At 44.2% G+C, this 21128-nt stretch carries 17 protein-coding genes and 1 tRNA gene; 12 read left to right on the forward strand and 6 right to left on the reverse strand.

The annotated features are described in order from the left end of the window. The first annotated feature begins 19 nt into the window (after positions 1–19). The 5 genes from tlpB (ACH32G_RS09655) (at position 20) to ACH32G_RS09675 (ending at position 9002) form a co-directional block, all read left to right on the forward strand. Complete coding sequence (tlpB, locus tag ACH32G_RS09655; protein ID WP_448814261.1) at positions 20–2005, forward strand: methyl-accepting chemotaxis protein TlpB; 1986 nt, start codon at positions 20–22, stop codon at positions 2003–2005. Between the two features lie 183 nt (positions 2006–2188). Continuing rightward, positions 2189–4177: a methyl-accepting chemotaxis protein TlpB gene (tlpB, locus tag ACH32G_RS09660; protein WP_448814262.1), complete on the forward strand. Its 1989-nt coding sequence runs from the start codon at positions 2189–2191 to the stop codon at positions 4175–4177. Between the two features lie 127 nt (positions 4178–4304). Continuing rightward, positions 4305–6290 carry a methyl-accepting chemotaxis protein TlpB gene (tlpB, locus tag ACH32G_RS09665; protein WP_448814263.1) on the forward strand — a complete coding sequence of 662 codons (1986 nt, stop codon included), beginning with the start codon at positions 4305–4307 and terminating at the stop codon, positions 6288–6290. Positions 6291–6405: 115 nt separating this feature from the next. Further along, complete coding sequence (gene tlpB, locus ACH32G_RS09670; RefSeq protein WP_448814264.1) at positions 6406–8412, forward strand: methyl-accepting chemotaxis protein TlpB; 2007 nt, start codon at positions 6406–6408, stop codon at positions 8410–8412. A 65-nt stretch (positions 8413–8477) separates the two neighbouring features. Beyond that, on the forward strand, positions 8478–9002 hold the full coding sequence (locus ACH32G_RS09675; RefSeq protein ID WP_016938163.1) for a type 1 glutamine amidotransferase domain-containing protein: 525 nt from the start codon (positions 8478–8480) through the stop codon (positions 9000–9002). Positions 9003–9034: 32 nt separating this feature from the next. Here the strand turns inward: ACH32G_RS09675 and ACH32G_RS09680 are convergent, their stop codons facing one another. Next, positions 9035–10021 (reverse strand): Gfo/Idh/MocA family protein, encoded by a 987-nt coding sequence (locus tag ACH32G_RS09680; RefSeq protein WP_016938164.1) that lies wholly within the window; start codon positions 10019–10021, stop codon positions 9035–9037. Positions 10022–10200: 179 nt separating this feature from the next. Here ACH32G_RS09680 and ACH32G_RS09685 point away from each other — a divergent pair, with 179 nt between their 5' ends. The 3 genes from ACH32G_RS09685 to ACH32G_RS09695 all read left to right on the forward strand — a co-directional run bounded on the left by ACH32G_RS09685 (position 10201) and on the right by ACH32G_RS09695 (position 12481). Next, positions 10201–11361 carry an AI-2E family transporter gene (locus ACH32G_RS09685; RefSeq protein ID WP_095241429.1) on the forward strand — a complete coding sequence of 387 codons (1161 nt, stop codon included), beginning with the start codon at positions 10201–10203 and terminating at the stop codon, positions 11359–11361. A gap of 91 nt (positions 11362–11452) precedes the next feature. Further along, positions 11453–12283, forward strand: a complete 831-nt coding sequence (locus ACH32G_RS09690; RefSeq protein WP_047477030.1) for an undecaprenyl-diphosphate phosphatase — start codon at positions 11453–11455, stop codon at positions 12281–12283. Between the two features lie 125 nt (positions 12284–12408). Beyond that, a tRNA-Ala gene (locus ACH32G_RS09695) sits at positions 12409–12481 on the forward strand. A 291-nt stretch (positions 12482–12772) separates the two neighbouring features. Here the strand turns inward: ACH32G_RS09695 and ACH32G_RS09700 are convergent. Further along, positions 12773–12976, reverse strand: coding sequence for a hypothetical protein (locus ACH32G_RS09700; protein WP_327814405.1), 204 nt, complete (start codon positions 12974–12976; stop codon positions 12773–12775). Positions 12977–13300: 324 nt separating this feature from the next. On the opposite strand from ACH32G_RS09700, the gene ACH32G_RS09705 reads away from it, so the two are divergent. Continuing rightward, positions 13301–14425 carry a response regulator aspartate phosphatase gene (locus ACH32G_RS09705; RefSeq protein ID WP_448814291.1) on the forward strand — a complete coding sequence of 375 codons (1125 nt, stop codon included), beginning with the start codon at positions 13301–13303 and terminating at the stop codon, positions 14423–14425. Positions 14426–15571: 1146 nt separating this feature from the next. After that, positions 15572–15925: a hypothetical protein gene (locus ACH32G_RS09710; RefSeq protein ID WP_448814265.1), complete on the forward strand. Its 354-nt coding sequence runs from the start codon at positions 15572–15574 to the stop codon at positions 15923–15925. A gap of 19 nt (positions 15926–15944) precedes the next feature. Here the strand turns inward: ACH32G_RS09710 and ACH32G_RS09715 are convergent, their stop codons facing one another. Then, on the reverse strand, positions 15945–16586 hold the full coding sequence (locus ACH32G_RS09715) for a cupin domain-containing protein (RefSeq protein WP_448814266.1): 642 nt from the start codon (positions 16584–16586) through the stop codon (positions 15945–15947). A 214-nt stretch (positions 16587–16800) separates the two neighbouring features. Between ACH32G_RS09715 and hmpA the strand changes: the two genes are divergently transcribed. Both hmpA and ACH32G_RS09725 read left to right on the forward strand, forming a co-directional pair. Next, on the forward strand, positions 16801–17976 hold the full coding sequence (hmpA, locus tag ACH32G_RS09720) for an NO-inducible flavohemoprotein (RefSeq protein ID WP_448814292.1): 1176 nt from the start codon (positions 16801–16803) through the stop codon (positions 17974–17976). A gap of 138 nt (positions 17977–18114) precedes the next feature. Continuing rightward, positions 18115–18960 (forward strand): glucosaminidase domain-containing protein, encoded by an 846-nt coding sequence (locus ACH32G_RS09725; protein ID WP_099744234.1) that lies wholly within the window; start codon positions 18115–18117, stop codon positions 18958–18960. Between the two features lie 32 nt (positions 18961–18992). On the opposite strand, the gene ACH32G_RS09730 is transcribed toward ACH32G_RS09725, so the two are convergent. From ACH32G_RS09730 to cudC, 3 genes are all read right to left on the reverse strand, one after another. Continuing rightward, entirely contained in the window at positions 18993–19661 is a 669-nt protein-coding gene (locus tag ACH32G_RS09730) for a potassium channel family protein (protein WP_016938175.1), read from the reverse strand. A gap of 163 nt (positions 19662–19824) precedes the next feature. Beyond that, positions 19825–20364: a biofilm surface layer hydrophobin BslA gene (bslA, locus tag ACH32G_RS09735; RefSeq protein WP_016938176.1), complete on the reverse strand. Its 540-nt coding sequence runs from the start codon at positions 20362–20364 to the stop codon at positions 19825–19827. A 164-nt stretch (positions 20365–20528) separates the two neighbouring features. Beyond that, positions 20529–21089: a choline uptake/conversion transcriptional regulator CudC gene (cudC, locus tag ACH32G_RS09740; protein WP_016938177.1), complete on the reverse strand. Its 561-nt coding sequence runs from the start codon at positions 21087–21089 to the stop codon at positions 20529–20531. Between the last annotated feature and the right edge of the window lie 39 nt (positions 21090–21128).

Raw genomic sequence — 21128 nt, forward strand, 5'->3', positions numbered from 1 at the left:
CATGAGGGAGCAGCTTAATATGAAAAAATTCATTAATTGGTGCACAAAGGCATCGATTTCACGTAAATTAATCATTTCATTTATCGTGATCTTAATCATACCGATTCTCGTGCTAGAATTCAGTTCATACCATACGGCGAGCAATTCGCTGGATGATCAGATTTCAGGCAACGCGAAAAACAACATCGAATCTTTTAACACAACCATTACAAATGATATCGGCGCAAAAGCAAAGGCGATTGAATTTTTCAGTGAAACCTTAAAAGGGTCATCATTCTCAAAGAAAAACATGTCTGCTCTTGAAGAAAAGTTCGGGCAATACACGTCTATTCATAAGGACGTAGCCCGCATTTACGGAGGAACGGAAGACGGCAGCTACACACAGGCGCCGAAGGAAAATACTCCGGCTGATTACGATCCGAGAACACGCACATGGTATAAAGACGCTGTAAAGGCCGGCGGCACGCTCGTTGTCACCGATCCTTACACTGCGGCAAGCGACGGCAGCATGGTCGTCACCGTGGCAAAGCAGATGCAGGACGGAACAGGCGTAGTGGCCATGGATATTGCGATTGACCAGCTGCTGAAACAGATGCAGGGAATCAAAATCGGGCAAAAAGGCTTCGTGTTTATCACATCTAAAAATAAAACCTATGTCGCGCATAAAGACCACAAACCGGGCGATAAAGTCTCAACCCCGTGGCTGAACGAGGTATACAGCAAAGACAGCGGAATTATTTCATACAAGCTTGATGATGAAAATAAAAAAATGGCATTTACGACAAATAAACTGACCGGGTGGAAAATAGAGGGGAGCATGGAGCTCAACGAAATTAAAGACGCCTCACAACCGGTGCTGACGATGGGAATGATCGTCCTTGCAGCATCCATTATCATCGGGGGAATTTTAATTCTGTTTATTGTCAGATCCATTACATCACCGCTGAAACGTCTTGTCCGCTCGTCTAAACAAATCAGCGGCGGAGACTTGACTGAAACCATTGAGATCCGCTCGAAAGATGAATTGGGCGAACTGGGCGCAAGCTTTAATGAAATGGGAGAATCTCTGCGCGGACTGATCAGCGCGATCCAAAGCTCGGTCGACAACGTGGCTGCGTCATCAGAAGAGCTGACTGCTTCAGCTTCGCAGACAAGCAAAGCGACAGAGCATATTACGATGGCGATTGAGCAGTTTTCAAACGGGAACGAAGAGCAGAGTGAAAAAGTCGATTCAAGCTCAGCCAAGCTGAATCATATAAATGACGGGCTCGCCGCCGTTTCCCGCACATCATCATCCATTACGGAAGCATCTAAACAATCGAAAGAAGCTGCCGGCACCGGGGAAGAATATGTGCAGCAAACCGTCGGGCAGATGAATCTCATCAATCAATCCGTCCAGCAGGCGGAAGCTGTTGTAAAAGGTCTTGAGGCCAAATCAAAAGACATCGCTCATATTTTAAGAGTCATCAACGGCATTGCCGATCAGACAAACCTGCTTGCATTAAATGCAGCCATTGAAGCGGCAAGAGCCGGTGAATACGGGAGGGGCTTCTCAGTAGTAGCGGAAGAAGTGAGAAAGCTTGCCGTCCAATCCGCCGGTTCTGCAAAAGAGATTGAAAAACTCATTCAGGAAATCACGTCTGAAATTAATACGTCGCTTCACATGTTTACATCCGTTAATGAAGAAGTGCAATCAGGACTTGCGGTGACGGACCGAACGAAAGAAAGCTTCCAGAATATCTTCGGCATGACAAATGACATCGCCGAGAAGCTGCAATCCATGAACGGCACGGTTGAACAGCTGTCAGACAGCTCTCAGCACGTCTCAGCCGCGGTAACCGATATTGCGGACGTTTCACGGGAAAGCGCAGCAAGCATTCAGGATATTGCCGCATCCGCAGAAGAACAGCTTGCATCTATGGAAGAAATCAGCACATCCGCCGACACTTTGGCGCAAATGGCCGAAGAACTGCGGGAATTAACGAAACAATTTAAAATCAACTAGTAAAAAAGGACGCTTTCCGGATGGAAGGCGTCTTTTTTTATGGCTTCATCGGGAAAATTAAATAAAAAGTCTTATCTTAAAAAGAGCACATAGAACTATTTTTCATTTATGACTAAATTTTCAATGTAATAAAAAGGGAGAATGCCGATATAAACAGTAAATGATTGAAAGAGGTTTACAAAATTGAAAAAAACAGCAAAAAACATCGCAAAAAAATCAATAGCCAGAAAACTCATCATTTCATTTTTACTGATCTTAATCATTCCGGTAGCAGTGCTGGCTGCCAGCGCCTATCGTTCGGCTGCCTCATCCGTTGAAAATCAAATGATGGAAAGCGCCGAAGGGAATGTGCAAATCTTAAACAATATGATTGATGACCGGATCGGGACGTTTACAAAAAGCTCAGCATATTTCAGCGAATGGGCGACAAGCGCAAAATTTAAAGAAAAAAACCAAACGGAAATGAAAGACAGATTCAAGCAGTTCATAGAAAGCAATGATAAAGCTGCCGCCGTATTTTCAAGCAGCAAGGATGGCACGTTTACACGTTATCCTCATGCCGATATGCCGGCCGATTTCAATCCGCTTGAGAGAAACTGGTACCAAGAAGCCATGGAGAATAAAGGCCAAACCATCATCACGGACCCTTACCAGTCCATTTCAAACAAAAAGATGGTCGTCACCATGGCCCGTGCGGCTCAGGACGGCTCAGGTGTCGTCGCCATTGATATTAAAATCGACGATCTCATTACGATGACAAAAGAAGTCAATATCGGAAAAGAAGGATACGCCTTTATCCTCAGCAAAAATAAAAAAGCCGTTGCCTACAGCAATGAAAAATCCGGCGCGGCGGTATCGGGAAAATGGGTTGATACATTATACAGCGGGGAAAAAGGCGATTTTGAATATACGATGAGCGGAAAAGCGAAAAAAATGGCGTATGTCACCAACGAGGCGACAGGCTGGAAGATCAGCGGAACCATGTCCGTTGATGAAATCAAAGATGCGGCAAGACCGGTTCTGATCACAGCCATTATCATTTTGGCCATAGCGGTAGCCGCAGGAATGGTTTTCATTTATTTTGTCATCCGCTCTATAACAAAACCGTTAAAACGTCTCGCAGCGTCAGCGGAAAAAATCAGAAGCGGAGATCTGACGGAAACCATTCAAGTCAGCTCTCAAGATGAGCTTGGCGTGCTCAGTAAAAGTTTTAATCATATGACAGATTCACTCCGGACGCTTATTCAGGGAATTCAGGACTCTGTTGAACATGTCGCTTCCTCCTCAGAGGAGCTGACGGCTTCCGCCGAGCAGACGAGCAAAGCAACGGAACATATCACCCTTGCGATTGAACAGTTTTCTAATGGCACGGAAGACCAAAGTGAGAGCATTGAAAAAGCGACAGCCCAAGTGAATGAGATGAAAGACGGGCTCAGCGATCTGGCGGAAGCGGCAGCCGTTGTGACGGAAACTTCTATTGAATCGGCGGAGATATCCGGTGCCGGAGAGCGGCTTGTTAAGAAAACAGCAGGCCAGATGGACACCATTGATCAATCCGTAAGTAAAGCGGAACAAGTCGTAAAAGGGCTTGAGCACAAATCGCAGGACATCACCAGCATTTTGCGCGTCATTAACGGCATAGCCGATCAAACGAATCTTCTCGCTTTAAACGCAGCCATTGAAGCGGCAAGAGCGGGAGAATACGGACGCGGTTTTTCAGTCGTTGCCGAAGAAGTGAGAAAGCTTGCCGTCCAATCAGCCGATTCAGCAAAAGAAATCGAAACCTTAATCCATGAAATCGTTAAAGAAATCCATACATCGCTCGGAATGCTGGAATCCGTCAATCACGAGGTGAAAAGCGGACTTCAGCTGACGGACGAAACGGAAAAAAGCTTCCGGGACATTTCCGTCAAAACAAATCAGATTGCCGGTGAACTGCAAAATATGAATGCAACCGTAGAACAGCTCTCCGCCGGATCTCAGGAAGTATCGAACGCTTCAGAGGATATCGCGGCTGTCTCCAGACAAAGCGCGGCCGGCATTCAGGACATTGCGGCTTCTGCTGAAGAGCAGCTCGCCTCTATGGAAGAGATCAGCTCATCCGCCGTCACGCTGGAAAAAATGGCGGAAGAATTACGCGAGCTGACAAAACGCTTTAAAATAAGTTTTTAATTAAGTCTAAAAGACTACTTTTGCAATAGGTAAAAAGTATGTTTTGTTATATTTCTTCTTTTTGGATATGTATATTTACCCATAATCGCCGATATGAAGGGTAAACACGTAAGAGGAGATATAGCAGATGAAAAAAATCATGCAAATCATCAAGCAGAGATCGCTTACAAGAAAACTGCTCATTTCTTTTTTGGCCATTCTTATTCTGCCGATTTCAACGCTGGCTTTTATCGCATATCAATCGGCGGTAAGCACGCTTGACAAGCAGATGATGGGAAGCGCATTAGATAATGTGCAGCAGATTAATGATATGATCAATACCAGCATCAGCCAGAAGGAAGACGGAACGGCATATTTCAGCGATTGGCTCACCAAGGATCGGTACAAGCCGAAAAACCAATCGCAAATTACCGATAAATTCACAGAGTACATGAAAATCAATAAAGATGTGGAATCCATCTATACGAGTGACACGGAAGGCCATTTCACACGGTATCCCGATCTGCAGATGCCTAAAGGATATAATCCGCTTGAAAGGGACTGGTATAAAAAAGCCGTGGAAAACAAGGGGAAAGTTGTTGTAACAGATCCTTACCGCACAGCTTCCACCAATACGATGGTCGTGACGATCGTTCAGCAGACGAAAGACGGCTCAGGGGTCGTCGCCATCAATATGAAAATCGAAGAACTTCTGAAAACGACAAAGAAAGTAAAACTCGGAAAATCCGGCTACGCTTTCATCCTGACGAAAGACAAAAAAGTGGTCGTTCACCCGAACCGCACGTCAGGCACAGCATTAGACGGAGATTGGGCTGAACAGCTGTACGGCAGCAAAAAAGGTGATTTTCAATACAAATATGACGGCCAGGAAAAGAAAATGGCTTATGATACGAACGAGCTGACAGGCTGGAAAATCAGCGGAACGATGTATCTGGACGAAATTCATGAAGCGGCGCTGCCGATCCTTCATCTGTCCCTGCTTGTTCTGGTGTTAGCAATTGTCATCGGAACCATCGTCATGGTGCTGATTATCCGTTCAATCACAAAACCGCTCAAGCAGCTTGTGAGATCGTCGAAACAGATCAGTGAAGGCGATTTAACCGAAACGATCGAGATCCAGTCAAAAGACGAATTAGGCGAGCTTGGCAAAAGCTTTAACAATATGGCAGCTTCACTCAGGTCTCTCATCCATGCCATTCAGGATTCCGTGAATAACGTCGCGTCTTCCTCAGAGGAGCTGACGGCTTCAGCGGAGCAGACAAGCAAGGCAACCGAACATATCACACTGGCAATCGAACAATTTTCTAACGGAAATGAAAGCCAGAGTGAAAAAATTGAAAGCGCCGCGGAACATATTTACCAAATGAACAGCGGGCTCAAAGATATGGCGAAAGCATCTGCTGTCATTACTGAATCCTCCGTCACATCAGCGGAAGTCGCCAATTCAGGCGGAAAGCTCGTTCATCAGACAGTCGGTCAAATGAACGTCATTGACCGGTCAGTGAAAGAAGCTGAACAAGTGGTGCGCGGGCTTGAAACAAAATCAAAAGACATTACAAACATTCTCCGTGTCATTAACGGAATCGCCGATCAGACAAATCTGCTTGCGCTGAACGCGGCAATTGAAGCCGCGCGTGCCGGTGAATACGGCCGGGGCTTCTCCGTCGTCGCAGAAGAAGTGAGAAAACTTGCGGTGCAGTCTGCTGATTCAGCGAAAGAAATCGAAAGCTTAATTATAGAAATCGTCAACGAAATCAATACATCTCTCGGCATGTTCCAATCCGTCAACAAAGAGGTGGAGAGCGGGCTGGATATTACGAATCAGACCGAAACGAGCTTCAGGCGGATTTCGGAAATGACCAACCAGATCGCCGGAGAAATTCAAAACATGAATGCCACGGTAGAACAGCTGACAGCCGGTTCGCAGCAGATTTCAGGTGCTTCCGAGCAAATCGCGTCCATCGCAAAAGAAAGTTCAGCCAGCATTCAGGATATCGCGGCATCCGCCGAAGAACAGCTGGCTTCCATGGAAGAAATCAGTTCGTCTTCAGAAACGTTATCCCAGATGGCGGAAGAATTACGTGATATGACGAAACAATTTAAAATAGAATAATAGTCCATAGAACACCCAAATGTGCTGTTTGGGTGTTTTTTTTAGTTTTTTTAATAAATCTTTTGTCCTAGCTGTCGATAATAGATTTAGCTTTTCAAAGAAGGAGACTGAAAAAATGAAACAACTGATACATTGGATCAAACAGCCATCCATCAGCAAGCCGCTTATCGCGGCATTTTTAGCCGTATTGGTGCTTCCGGTCGGCATACTTGCCTATTTCAGCTACCAAACGGCGGGAAGTACATTAGAAAACGAACTGACCCACAGCGCGCAAGGAAATGTCAGCGAACTGAACAGCGTGCTGGAAAACATGCTCGAAGGCAAGCTGAAAGGACTTGACTATTACAGTGAATCAATCACAAAGGAAAAAATGAACAAAAAAAATAAATCCGACCTGCTTGAAAATATGAAGCAGTATGTCACTGTAAATGACGATGTCACATCAATTTATGCCGCGTCCGCCGACAAAGCGTTTGTGAAATATCCGTCCGCTGACGTGCCGTCCGGTTTCAATCCGCTCACACGCGAGTGGTATACAAAAGCGGTTGAAAAAAGCGGACAGCCAGTGTTTACAGAGCCTTATAAGGACGCTGCAACCGGACAAACGGTCGTTACGATTGCCCAGCAGACAAAAGACGGCTCAGGCGTTGTAGCGCTGGATATTAATCTGGGCGACCTGCTAAATGCCTCTCAGCGCGTACAGATCGGTCACAAAGGATTTGCTTTCATTACAACGGGAGATAAAAAATACATCGCCCATCCGACCATCAAAGCGGGAACGGAAGGCTCCGGAGACTGGACGAAAGAAGTATTTTCGAAATCAAGCGGATCGTTTGAATACATGTTTGAAGGACAGCAAAAGAAAATGGCCTTCACGACAAATAAACTGACGGGCTGGAAAATCGCCGGCACATTCTTTGTCAGTGAGATACATGACGCAGCCGCGCCTGTCATGAAAATGGCGCTGATCATTCTTGCGATTTCTCTTATCGTCGGCGGGATTTTAATCTTCTTTATCATTCGCTCGATTTCAAAACCGCTCAAAAAACTTGTCTCGACATCAGCTAAAATCAGCGACGGCGATTTAACCGAAGTGATTAACATCAGGTCGAAAAATGAATTCGGTCAGCTCAGCCAAAGCTTCAATGAGATGTCGGCATCACTCCGGTCTGTCATCGGCGTCATTCAATCATCCGTCGAACATGTCGCTTCTTCATCCGAAGAGCTGACGGCATCTGCCGGACAGACAAGCAAGGCGACCGAGCATATCACACTGGCGATTGAACAATTCTCAAACGGAAACGAATCACAAAGCGAGAAATTGGAAGAAAGTGCTGATCACCTGTCCCAAATGAATACGGGCATTGCCGAGACGGCGAATGTATCGGCGGAAATCACTGAATCGGCCATTCAAACTTCTGATACGGCCGGAAGCGGAGAAAAATTAGTGGCGAAAACGGTCGGCCAGATGAAAACAATTGATCGTTCCGTACAGCAGGCGGAAGCCGTCGTAAAAGGACTGGAAACGAAGTCGCACGACATTAAGAGCATTCTGAACGTCATTAACGGCATTGCCGATCAAACAAACCTGCTTGCTCTAAACGCGGCTATCGAAGCAGCCAGAGCCGGCGAATACGGGCGCGGTTTCTCCGTCGTTGCGGAAGAAGTGAGAAAGCTTGCCGTCCAATCAGCCGACTCAGCGAAAGAAATCGAAACGCTGATTCAGGAAATCGTCAAAGAAATCGCCACATCGCTTTCTGTATTCCAAGCGGTGAATCAAGACGTGAAAGAAGGCCTTGATATTACGGACCAAACGGCCGAAAGCTTCAAAAAAATCTCGGAAATGACGACTCAGATTTCAGGCGCTTTGCAGCATATGAACGGAACGCTTGAGCAGCTTGCGGCCGGGTCGCAAAACGTGACAAACGCGGTGGAGCACATTACCTCAGTCGCCAAAGAAGGGTCCGCCGGCATTCAAGACATCGCCGCGTCAGCCGAAGAGCAGCTGGCTTCCATGGAAGAAATCAGTTCCTCTGCTGAAACGCTTGCGCACATGGCCGAAGAACTGCAGCAGGTCACACGGAAATTTACGATTCAGTCTGAAGACGAAGAACAGCTGTAACGAGCTGTTTCTTTTCCTCAGCTGAAAAAAGCGATACACTTGAAAAAAAGAAGGGAGTGGCAGTGATGAGATTAGAAGGCAAGAAAGTCATAGCGCTTGTCAGTGACGACTTTGAAGACTTAGAGCTTTGGTATCCCGTCTACCGGATGAGGGAGGAAGGCGCGATCGTCCATTTAATAGGAGAAGAAGCCGGCCGTTCATACAAAGGAAAATACGGCGTGCCCGCGACGGCGGATTACGATTTTAAGAGCCTGATTATTCAGGAGTATGATGCCGTGCTCGTGCCTGGCGGCTGGGCTCCTGACAAACTGAGAAGATATCCGGAAGTTTTGGACATCATCCGTACGATGAACGAGCAGAAAAAGCCGATCGGCCAGATCTGCCACGCTGGCTGGGTGCTCATATCTGCCGGAATTCTCGCAGGAAAAAAAGTAACGAGCACGCCCGGCATCAAAGACGACATGACAAATGCCGGGGCACAGTGGCTGGATGAAGCTGTCGTAACTGACGGCCACATTGTATCAAGCCGCCGCCCGCCCGACCTTCCGCAGTATGCAAAAGCGTTCGCTGACTTGTTAGCGTCCAAATAAAAAACATCCGCCCGAAACCCGGGCGGATGTTTTTAGTTTTGATCGGCGGGAAAGACAATTCCGATTTGTTTTCTCGCTTCTTCCATAATGCTTGCCGTAATGAAAGAACGTTCAAAGGTATTTTCGGAAGACTCCTGCTGTCCGTTCCGAAGAAGGCTGATGAATTCAGCCGTTTCATAATACATCGCCGGTTTCAGATCAGGAACGGAAATGTCCTCCATCCGTCCGTCACGATAGCGGATTTCCGCCCGCTCCGGCCCGTGAATGCTGTCCAGCACGATTGTGCCGTCTTCACCCTGTATTTCCGCAGGGGCAAACGAATTTGAAATTTTTGAATGCATCAGCACCGCTTCAAACCCGTCGTATGACAAAATAACCGTGCCTTCGCCGTCAACGCCGGATGCTAGTTTGTGACCGGTCGCAATGACGTTTTTCGGTTTGCCGAACAGGACGACGGCCGGATAAATGCAGTATACGCCGATGTCCATTAACGAACCGTTCGACAATTCAGGCTTAAACGCATTAAGCACCGTTCCGTTTTTATATGCATCATATCGTGATGAATATTGGCAGTAGCTTGCCGTGAATCTCCTGATCGGTCCGATTTTATGTAAGTGGTGTTGAAGCATGCTGAAGTTCGGCAAAAACGTCGTTTTCATGGCTTCCATCAAGAGAACGCCGTTTGATTTGGCTGCGTGAATCATGTCTTCCGTTTCCCTTGCGTTAGACGCAAACGGTTTTTCGCACAGCACATGCTTGCCGTGTTCCATAAAAAGGATCGCCTGCTCTTTGTGAAATGCATTCGGGCTGGCGAGATACACCGCATCATAGGCTTCGCTTTCCGCCATTTCTCTCAGGCTGGTGAAATAATGAGCAGCGCCGTGTTTGCCGGCGAATTCCGCCGCGCGTTCCTCAGTTCTGGAATAAACCGCCGTTAATTGAAAATCATCAATAGCAGAAGCCGCCTCCAGAAATCGTTCTGTAATCCAATTCGTTCCGACTGTTGCAAATCGAATCATTGCTATCGCTCCTTCTATGTATTGGCTTACATTATAGCTTTTTTTCAAAGAAACATAAATGGAAAAAAGACTGTCCGCCAAAAGTATAGGAAAAATTCCCATAGAGACCGGTTATTATTTTTCATTACAGGAACGATAGTGTACAATTTAAGTAAAATACATATGATGGAGGAACAATAGTGGAAACATTGCAAACATGGGGCGGCAGATTTAAACAGTTTTTCTTAGACAATAAATTTGTCTTGTTTTTACTTGTATTGCTGCTCATCGGTCTCAATATCCTTGTCTTTATGAAGACATCTTTTATTTTCACACCCATTATCGTCCTGCTCAAAACGATTGCGCTCCCCGTTATTTTGACAGGAATTGTTTATTATCTGCTTAATCCGATCGTAGATATATTGGAAAAAATAAGAGTGAAAAGGGTCTATTCCATCCTGCTCCTTTACCTTGTTATTATAGGGCTGATTACGATTACGATCGTTTCTATTATTCCGTTTTTAAAGGAACAGATCATGAGTTTGATCGACAATCTGCCGAAATATGTGGACATCGTTGAAGATCAGACGAAAAGCCTGATCGGAAGCGATTTTGTAAATCAGGCGCAAAAGACGATGAATATCAACATTTCCGATCTTGCCAATAAAGTATCGGCGCAGGCGGCGACAATTGCAAACAGCACATTTACCGGAGTCGGGAATTTTATCGGTGCGCTGACGGAAGTGATTATTTCGATTGTGACCGTGCCGTTTATTCTGTTCTATTTGCTGAAGGACGGCAAAAAACTGCCAATCTATATCTTGAAATTTGTGCCCACCCGTCTGAAAGAACAAACGTATACGATGCTGAGCGAAATGAACCACAGATTAAGCTCCTATATCAGAGGACAGGTCATCGTCAGCTTCTGCATCGGGTTTTTATTATTTATTGGCTATCTGATTATCGGACTTGATTATGCGTCGCTGCTTGCGGTCATTGCCGCTTGTACGAGCGTTGTTCCGTATTTAGGACCGACCATTGCCATCACGCCGGCGATTATTATCGCTTTGGTCACTTCGCCTCTTATGCTGCTGAAGCTTGCGATTGTATGGACCGTTGTCCAGCTCGTGGAAGGAAAATTAATTTCTCCGCAGATCATGGGGAAAAATCTTCACATTCACCCGATTACTATCATTTTTGTTCTTTTAACCGCCGGAAAGCTGTTCGGGGTTGTCGGCATTATTTTAGCCATCCCGGGCTACGCGGTCATCAAAGTGGTCACGACCCATCTGTTTGATTGGTTCAAAATGCGCTCGCATTTATATGAAGAAGAAAAAAATGATGCCGTATCGAAGTCATAAAATCGGAACCGACATGATATTTATTATAAGACAGGCTTTCCTTCAGAGGAGAGCTTCTCTTTTGTAAATGATAAATGAAGGGAAGAGTAGGATGACACTATGGGAGATGTTCACAGCAGCCGTTTTGGGAATCGTGGAAGGGCTGACGGAATACGCGCCGGTTTCTTCCACGGGACATATGATCATAGCGGATGACATCTGGCTGAAATCCGGAAGCCTGATGAATCCTGAAGCCGCCAATTCCTTCAAAGTGGTGATCCAGCTCGGTTCGATCCTGGCGGTGGCCATTGTGTTTAAGGATCGGATATTAAATTTACTCGGCCTCAAAAAAAACGTGACGCGCGACCAGCAGAAAGGATACAGGCTGACCATCGCGCAAATCGCTGTCGGTCTTGTTCCGGCCGCAGTGCTCGGCTTTTTATTTGAGGATTTCATTGACCGTTATCTATTCTCCGTCAGAACGGTCGCTTACGGACTGATTGCCGGAGCCGTGCTTATGCTGATTGCGGACTGGATCAATAAAAGAAAAGATACGATCAATACGGTAGACAGAATCACCTACAAACAGGCTTTCTGTGTCGGTTTATTCCAATGTCTCGCCTTGTGGCCCGGCTTTTCCCGATCAGGCTCAACGATTGCCGGAGGTGTCATTCTCGGCTTAAATCACCGGGCAGCCGCAGACTTTACATTTATCATGGCCATTCCGATTATGGCGGGTGCAAGCCTTCTGAAGCTGGTGAAATACTGGAGCAGTCTTTCTCCTGACATGATTCCGTTTTTTCTTGTCGGTTTTATCTGCGCCTTTGTCGTCGCTCTCTTAGTTGTCAAATTTTTTCTTCGGCTTATTAATCGGATTAAGCTTGTCCCGTTCGCCATTTACCGTGTCATCCTCGGCATCATTTTAATCATGCTCGTGCGGTAAACGAAGAGGCCCCCGGAGGGTCTTTTCTATGTTTGAAAAACGTCTCAGAAAAATGTAAGCAAACTGAATTTTCGGCTTGAAATTCGAAGGAAACTCGTCTATAATAAAACATGACGTTACCGCACGGGGCCATAGCTCAGCTGGGAGAGCGCTACGCTGGCAGCGTAGAGGTCAGGGGTTCGAGCCCCCTTGGCTCCATACCTTTAAACCCTTATTCTATAAGGGTTTTTTTATTTGTCAGGAACAGAGCCAACAGCCCCAAAAAAGCCTCGCCTTCAAATTAAGATTGAATGGTTCAAAATATTGAGCTGTCTCATTTTCAAGTTTTTCGGTTACATGTCTTCGGCTTGCATGACCGGTGCGTTTCTGAATGGCGTTCATATTTTCACCGGCTTCTATAAGGAGAGTCTAGGTGGTTTTCCGAATTAGGGTACATTTATCTGGTTTTAATCTGTTTAGACAGGATAAGTCGAATATTGACAAAAAGGATTATGACCATAAACTCAAAGCAAGAGTCGAAAACCCCCAAGCTAATATACCGAACATCACAGAGAACCTAAGACAAGCTTCAAATTTTGTAAGCCCTCGCTCTCTTTTTGTTTTACCTAATTTCCAGTAAACAGCATAGCCGGAGAAGACCAAAATGATTACTCCGAGTCGTGTCATATCTTCTAAAAATTTTATACCATCCATTGATTTTCACCTCGTTTATTTATGAGAAAAAAATAAAGTAGACTTGTAGAGAGTCTACTTATAAACCAATTCCAAAGTACACATTTTCATGAGCTTAAAACATTTGAGTGATAAAGTAAGGCGCATTTTAAAATGACACATCCTTAATCCTCCCAATTATATTCCCCATACATTAGTTTTATTATCGCAAACGGAATGGCCGTTTCCAACAGTTATGTGAAAATAAGTAATCTGGCAGACCGCAAACAAATTGCGGTTTTTTTATCCAAACATAATTTGGAAATATTAGAATATTATATAAAAGGAGGAGTGGCCTTGTGAGTTCTGGTTTTACCATCATCAGAGGTAGGCGTTAAAATTAATGAATGGTACAAAATGATACGTCAGTTCAGTGTTCCGGATGCGGAGATTTTGAAAGCGGAAGTCGAGCAAGAAATAAATGAGATGGAAGAAGACGAGTATCTACTGATTTACTACACCCTCATGAAATTCCGCCATCAGCTCATGCTGGATTATTTAGAACCGGTGACTACCCGCGTGAGACCGACAATTGACGAGCTGCTGGAAAAAATCGAAGCATCAAATAAAGGAATTTCCGGACTGCTGTGCTATTACTCTTTATTTTTCCGCGGCATGTATGAATTTGATCAAAAGCAGTATGTAAAGGCGATCGGCTTTTATAGAGAGGCTGAAAAACAACTCATTCATGTGCATGATGAAATTGAGAGAGCGGAGTTTCATTTTAAACTGGCTGAAGCATATTATGGTATGAAACAAAGCCACGTCTCCATGCATCACGTAAAGCAAGCGCTCGATATTTACGATCAGTATGAGTTGTATAAAGTCCGGAAAATTCAATGTCTATTCGTCATATCGGGGAATTATGTTGACTTTAAACGCTTTGAAAAAAGTTTGCCGCATTTAGAAAAAGCTTTAGAGTTGTCGAAACAACTAAATAATAATGAAAGGCTGCTCAGTTCTGCTTATTACAACATAGGAAAGAATTACGGAGACCTAGAAGAATACAGTAAAGCTGAAATCTACTTAAAAAAAGCAGCGGAGATATCTGAAAAGTATAAATTGGGTAACCTCCCGCATTCCTTGTTTACATACGCAAAGCTTCTATTTAAACAAGGGAAAACAAATGAGGCGATTCAAATCAGCAAAAAGGGACTTTCATCAGCGATACATCACGGGGATAAGCTGTTTGAATCTCTGCAAAAATATTTGGATGCTTTATATATTAATGCAATAGACCAAATGCGAATCAAAAAAACAATTGATTACCTTGAGAAAAATAAAAACTATTCGTATGTGGAAGATATTGCTCTTGATACGGCTGCTGTTTATGCAGAGTCAAAACAATATGACAAATCTTATGTTTATCATCAAAAAATGATTCAAACGCAAAAACAAATTCAGAGGGGGGAATGCCTGTATGAATTTTAGAAAAGGCGTATTTATCATTGTATCGGCTGTCGTTTTAATGTCAGGGGTTGGTCTAACGGCCTCGGCTGTTTCATTTGATGGATCATATCAAGTTTCATCTGATCGTAATCAAACCTAAGAAGGAGAGTGCCTGTATGAATTTTAAAAAGAGCATCTTCATCGTCCTGGGTCTGACATTGACTTTAGTATGTGGATTGGGTATGAACTCGGTAGAAAAACAAGCACAGGATACAATCAAAGTAGCTTCTGATCGTTTTCAAACTTGAACGTATAAAGCCTTTTCTTCGGAAAAGGCTTTTTTAGTTTCTTCATTAGTTTCAAAACATCCACCTGGTTTTTCTTTTCAATTGTTCCATGGAGGGATTTTTCCCAAAGCGGGACATATAATAACTTTTCGTTCAAAATCAGTCATTTGATCATCCCCCAACTTCATAAGTCTCAACGGATAAAAAAGAATCAAATACAATAAGCCATGTATCCCCCTTTAAGTCCCTCACACGAAATCCTTCCGTAGGTGGTCCCGTAATGAACTGCGCAGATAACTTTGCGTATGTATCGGTCGCCATCAGCTCGAACGATAAATCTATGCTAATATTTAAAAAATATGGCACTCAATATTTATAAGTTCAATTTTCTTTTCAATTTATCAATTTAATGGAGGGAAAATAGAAAGGAGAGAAATGAGAAAGTATTTTGGGATCGTGTCGCTTATCATTCTTTTATTCACATTGTGCTTTCTGCCTCATATTCATTGGGCGCTTGGAATGCTAGGAATTGTCGCGGGGAGTATTCTGGCAATCAAATCGCCTAAAGGAATCGCAAAGAATATTTCTTTTGTTATCCTGGCACTTTGTTTACTTTTACTATTATTATTGATTGTGATGGGCGTTTTGATGGCAGGTCTAGTGGGGAATTAACTTTCATTTACAATCCTATTTGGGGACCAACTTGTTCATTTTTCGCCAAACAGAAGATTTTTTATCAGAAAGATTCGTCAGCAACCCCTATCATTTCCACACTGGCAGTGTAGAGATCAGGGGTGCGAGCCCCTTGGCTCCATACCTTTATAAGTTTTTAATCCTCTGCAGCAGCCTCTGTGTTCTGCTTACTATTTCTAACAACTAAATAAAAGGAATGAGAGGAAAAATGAAAAAGAAAATCTACCTTATACTAACTCTTTCAGCGGCAGTGGCACTTCTTTTAACAGCGCTCCCCGTTCTTTCTCCTGTCGTCTTCACGTCTGCTTCAGAAAAAGGAGCCATCAGGCATGACATTTATAAAAAAGGCTATCCGTATCAAAGCTACTTTGCGATTCTTCGAAAAGAAGAAAACAACAATGAGGCCGGGAACCTTTATGATGTAAATTGGTTCGATTGGAAAGATGAAACCGGACAGACGCCGCACTTATGTTATTCGAAAAAATTGCCCGAAGGTGAGTACAAAGTAAGCTGCGGGACCGTAATGATTAAGAGCCCCTCTTTCATGAGGGGCTTTTTTTAATGCCGCTCCTGCTCTCCGTTTAATACCCCCAATATAACTGCGGATCATAATGCCGATACGGATCATTCGGATAATGCGTATTTGGCTGATAAGGTTTATTCATATCGTGAATACCCGTATTTTCAGACTGCCCGCAGTATTTATCGGGACCTATCACAGTTGATTTGCGGATCGGTGAAACAGCTTTTTCCCATTCCTGTTCATTCAGACAGTACGTATGCGCCATGATCTCGGGCGGTGTGAGGCGGAGAATATCCGAGCCATAAATCACTTCAGGCGTATGGGCGTCAAATATGGCCAAAAGATGGGTATTATCTGAAGTCGCGATCTCATAATGCCACCACCCCTGCGGAATATTCGCCACTTGCCCGGGGGTGATCGGGTAATTTCGTATTTTCTGGGTGAACGGATTCAGCATCGACACGGTTGCGGAACCCGAAATACAGTACACCAATTCAGCGGCATTTTGATGGGTATGCGGTTCAATCACATTTGTCTTGCTCAAAAAGATATCCAATAATGAAATATTTTCAAGCGTGTTTAACTGTTTAATCCCCAATACATTGATAAAGTTCCGATGATCTTTAGTGAAAAAACGGCTCTCATTCACATCATATGTGAACTGTGTATTCGGAGACGTGTAATCCATATAAGAAACCATACAATCCCCTGCTTTCATGTGTAAACGTATAATTTCTAGAATATGTGTCCCGGTTCCAATAGGTGAAAAAGGGAATAAAAACCAATGATTCCAAACTGACCACAATATTGTGACGACTTTTCTAAAGATTCATTTAAGATATATCTTTTATTCGAAATATCTCTTACTATAAAGATATATTGAAAATACATCTTTAGAAGGGTTGAGGATGAACATGCTGGATGAGAGAACAATAGACATCATCAAAAGCACAGTACCCGTATTGAAAACACATGGAGAAAACATCACAGGACGCTTTTATAACCTGATGTTTCAAGATCATCCCGAACTGTTAAATATGTTTAACCAAACGAACCAAAAGAAACAGACGCAGCGCACAGCATTGGCAAATGCAGTCATTGCGGCTGCGGGGAATATTGATCAATTAGAACAAATCATTCCGGCTGTCAGACAGATCGGCCATAAACACACAAGCATCGGGGTAAAGCCGGAGCATTATCCGATTGTCGGAAAATATTTGCTTCTGGCGATCAAGGATGTGCTGCAGGATGCCGCAACTCCTGACATTATGGAGGCTTGGGAAAAAGCTTACGGCGTCATTGCAGAGGCTTTCATCGGCATTGAAAAAGATATGTACAATGCGGCCGGATGGCAGGGATATAAAGAATTTACGGTGATAAAGAAAACCGAAGAAAGCAAAGACATCACATCATTTTATATCAAACCGAGCGACGGCTCTGCGCTTCCTGAATTTGAAGCGGGGCAATATATCAGCATTAAAGTGCGGATTGCAGATTCTCCTTATACGCACATTCGCCAATACAGCCTTTCTGATGCTGCCCGAAAAGGCGAATATCGAATTTCCGTGAAAAAGGACGGGGCGGTTTCTTCTCATCTCCACAATGAAGTTCATGAAGGAGATAAACTTGAAGTCAGCGCACCCGCCGGGGATTTCAAACTGTCTTCCGCCGAAAAACCGGCTGTCCTTCTCAGTGCCGGTTCCGGAATCACGCCGATGATGAGCATGCTGAAAACAGCCGCCGAAAAACAGCCGGAGCGTTCCATTACTTTTATTCATGCCGCGAAAAACGGAGAGTACGCCGCGTTCCGCAAAGAAGTCGAGCAAGCTGCGGCAGGCAATCCGAATATTAACGTCATTTATGTATATAGTGAACCGTCAGAACAAGACCGCTCAGGGGACAAGCCGTTTTACAGCGGCCGGATTGATCAAAGCTTCTTAGAGCAGCTTCATCTGAATCAAGATACTGAATTTTACTTGTGCGGTTCAGCACCGTTTATGACGCAAATGAAAGATATGATTCTTGCACTCGGGTTTAACTCTGATTCCGTTCAATTTGAATTGTTCGGTCCTCAGCTGAGCATGGCATAAAAAAAAGACTCCTCTTTGAGGGGTCTTTTTGTTTGCATACATGTTCTTTCTCCGTCTTTTTCCCTATTTTATTGAAATTTTCATCAATGACCAGTAAAATTATAAATCTAGTGATTCCGGAATTAAAGGAAGGTTGATATGAAAAAGAAAGCAAAGACCAAAAGGGTGCTTGGATGCCTTTTTGCTGTATCTCTTATATTCGGATTATTTCTGGTATCAATGGTGTTTTCGAAATTCATAGCGACGGAAGAAAAACCGCCTGAAGAGGTGGACGGGCAGCAGGTCTTTATTGACAGCCTTTCCGGGCATGCTCAGATTTTATATGAGAAATATCATGTCCTTCCGAGCATCACCCTTGCACAGGCCATTCTCGAATCGGATTGGGGGAACAGTGAGCTTGCGGGAAAAGCGCGCAACCTGTTCGGTGTAAAAGGTGATTATAAAGGAAAACACGTCACGATGAAAACAGATGAATTTGAAAAAGGGAAACGAAAAACGATTCGGGCAAAATTCCGTAAGTACAACACGTTTTTTGAATCCATGGATGACCACGCCAAATTATTTGTCAAAGGAACGTCTTGGAATAAAAAGAAGTATAAACCCGTCATAGAAGCGGACGATTATAAAACAGCTGCGGCAGCCCTTCAAAAATCCGGCTATGCCACAGATCCCGACTATGCGGAAAAAATTAAAGATGTCATAGAAACCTATAACCTGAATGAATTTGACAAAATCAATGCCTCTCTTAAAGCAGTTGATAAGAAAGGCGCCATCAAAGACTACGCCATGGAAGACATTTGGTCCAAGCCGTCGAAAGAGCAGCATTCTATTAAACTGGCATCGGCGCAAAAGTTTACCGGCCAGCATATTAAAGTTGTCTCTGAGAAGCAAAACGGCGGATCTGTCTGGTATCAATTTCAGGTGAAAGACAAGCTGATCGGCTGGGTTGACCAAACCGCCGTCCAGTTAAATGAAGAAACATAAGCATCACAAAAGCCGGCCGCAGCCGGCTTTTTTTACATTCCCTCTGTTTCAAATCTTTTAATATCACGTTTATGCCCCATCAGCACAAGGCAGTCACATTCATGGATGACAGACTCCGGAGAAGGGGACAGCTGAATGTCTCCATTATGTTTCACGGCGAGAATGGTGCAGCCGAATCTGGCACGGACGCCGAGGTCAAGAATGGTTTTTAAATGGAGTTTTTTCGTGGCTGACAGTTCTACGATACTGTATTCATCTGACAGATCAATATAATTTAAGACGTTTTCATCCGAAAGGCTTTGCGCAATCCTCACGCCCATATCCTTTTCCGGATGAATAATACGATCAGCGCCGATTTTCTCAAGCACTTTGTGATGATAATAATTTTGCGCCTTCACCCAAATGTTAGGGATGTTCAGTTCTTTCAATAACAGCGTCGTCAGCGTGCTTGCCTGAATGTTGGCGCCGATTGCCACGATGACATATTCAAAATTTCTGATGCCGAGCGATTGAAGTTCGCTTTCTTCCGTCGCATTTGCCCGCACGGCATGAGTGGCATAAGAGGAGTATGCGTTGACCCGCTCTTCGCTGATATCGACGGCCAGCACCTCATGCCCCATTTTAAAAAGCTCTTTGCAGATGCTTCCGCCGAAACGGCCGAGTCCGATGACGGCAAATTGTTTATTTTTGATTTTTCCCAATCCTCATAACTCCTTAAGAAACTGTTTTCGTCACTCCAAATACAACAAACAAGAATGTACTCCTGTTTCAAGGGTTTGTCAATGCGAGGGCCGGAAGAAAGAAAACAGCACAAAAAAAGACCGGCTGACAAGCGATGAGCTTGTGCCGGTCCGTTTTTCGCAATTATTTGCAGTTGCAAGGCTGTGTCGGCGGTGTACTGCGTTTTTGAACAACAATTGTGTCCTCAGCATAGAATTTAGAGCCGATGCTCAATGATTTATTTTCTGCACGGAACTTATATGTACCTGCTGCAGGCAATGTTTTATTATTAAGAGAAAGCTTAAATTCCGCTGCGCCGAGCAAATCAATGTTTAACGGAAGTCTGACTGTTTTGCCGTTATTCAGAATCTGTCTTTCACGCAAAGCGTGTCCGTTGATTGTATCTTTTGTTGTAGCCGCAAATCCGCTAGGAAGGGTAAATTCCATAACGCCTAAGCTTAGGATCGTGTTCGGGCGGTACGTCAATTCGATATCAGAAAATGACCATTCCTGCTGGCTGGCACCTGTGTATTTTGCAAATAAAGTAGCGGTCGCCTTTGTGGACATTTCCGGCTCGTGAACGGTTGAACCTGATTCAGCGGCGAATGATGCTGTCGGCAGAGAAAGCAGTAAAGCCAAGCCGAATAAACTTGCCATGACAGTTGAGAAAAACTTTTGTTTCATATCAAAATCCCCCTTAAAAAAATTTGTCGATCGTTCTTAAAAAAGAACGACTGTACCTATAAAAATTTACCATCAATTTTAATGGAAGTAAATGGGGTTATGTTCCTATATTTCCTCGAAAATAATCAAATCGCGTCGAAAAATGACGAAGAAAAAACGCCTGATTACGATTCAGGCGTTTTTTCGTCTGTTTCTATCGGAATAAAGTTAAAAATCTCTCCGCTCCGGACTGAATCGGCGAGCCGCTTCAGCCAATGATAATAGGCCTTCGAGCTTTCAAGCTGATCATATAACTGCCGTGCTTCTTCCTGTAATTCCGCGCTGCCTTCCTCTGCCAGCAAAACGGCCTGCAAATCCGCCTGGGCCTGTACGATGGCGGACAAATTCACCTGAACTTCCCGATCCCATTTCGGCGGGAAGAAATTCGTGAAAAACGTAAAAAAATCCTTTTCCGCCACAAATGTATGCTTCCGCGTCCCGCGGTGAAAGGTTTTTTTGACCACATTTAAATCCTGCAGCTTTTTGACGCCTGTGCTCATACTCGGTTTGCTCATCTGCAGTTCCTCACGCATTTCATCAAGCGTCATTTCATCTCTCATATACATTGTTCCGTATAAAATCCCGACACTCCGGGTGATTCCGTACAGATCCATCGTCTCAGCAATGGAATCAATGACAAGATCCCTTGCTTGTTCTATAGCTGCAAATTCTGGATTCTCATCCATACTGTCCCTCTTTTCCTCTTGAAGATTAAATTGATTAAG

The sequence above is a fragment of the Bacillus sp. CIS52 genome, from assembly GCF_053545315.1.

What these genes read in the sequence shown, in the direction of transcription:
- tlpB (WP_448814261.1), top strand. Translation starts at nt 20, where the DNA reads ATGAAAAAATTCATTAATTGGTGCACAAAGGCATCGATTTCACGTAAA.
- tlpB (WP_448814263.1), top strand. Translation starts at nt 4,305, where the DNA reads ATGAAAAAAATCATGCAAATCATCAAGCAGAGATCGCTTACAAGAAAA.
- tlpB (WP_448814264.1), top strand. Translation starts at nt 6,406, where the DNA reads ATGAAACAACTGATACATTGGATCAAACAGCCATCCATCAGCAAGCCG.
- ACH32G_RS09675 (WP_016938163.1), top strand. Translation starts at nt 8,478, where the DNA reads ATGAGATTAGAAGGCAAGAAAGTCATAGCGCTTGTCAGTGACGACTTT.
- ACH32G_RS09680 (WP_016938164.1), bottom strand. Translation starts at nt 10,021, where the DNA reads ATGATTCGATTTGCAACAGTCGGAACGAATTGGATTACAGAACGATTT.
- ACH32G_RS09690 (WP_047477030.1), top strand. Translation starts at nt 11,453, where the DNA reads ATGACACTATGGGAGATGTTCACAGCAGCCGTTTTGGGAATCGTGGAA.
- ACH32G_RS09700 (WP_327814405.1), bottom strand. Translation starts at nt 12,976, where the DNA reads ATGGATGGTATAAAATTTTTAGAAGATATGACACGACTCGGAGTAATC.
- ACH32G_RS09710 (WP_448814265.1), top strand. Translation starts at nt 15,572, where the DNA reads ATGAAAAAGAAAATCTACCTTATACTAACTCTTTCAGCGGCAGTGGCA.
- ACH32G_RS09715 (WP_448814266.1), bottom strand. Translation starts at nt 16,586, where the DNA reads ATGGTTTCTTATATGGATTACACGTCTCCGAATACACAGTTCACATAT.
- hmpA (WP_448814292.1), top strand. Translation starts at nt 16,801, where the DNA reads ATGCTGGATGAGAGAACAATAGACATCATCAAAAGCACAGTACCCGTA.
- ACH32G_RS09725 (WP_099744234.1), top strand. Translation starts at nt 18,115, where the DNA reads ATGAAAAAGAAAGCAAAGACCAAAAGGGTGCTTGGATGCCTTTTTGCT.
- bslA (WP_016938176.1), bottom strand. Translation starts at nt 20,364, where the DNA reads ATGAAACAAAAGTTTTTCTCAACTGTCATGGCAAGTTTATTCGGCTTG.
- cudC (WP_016938177.1), bottom strand. Translation starts at nt 21,089, where the DNA reads ATGGATGAGAATCCAGAATTTGCAGCTATAGAACAAGCAAGGGATCTT.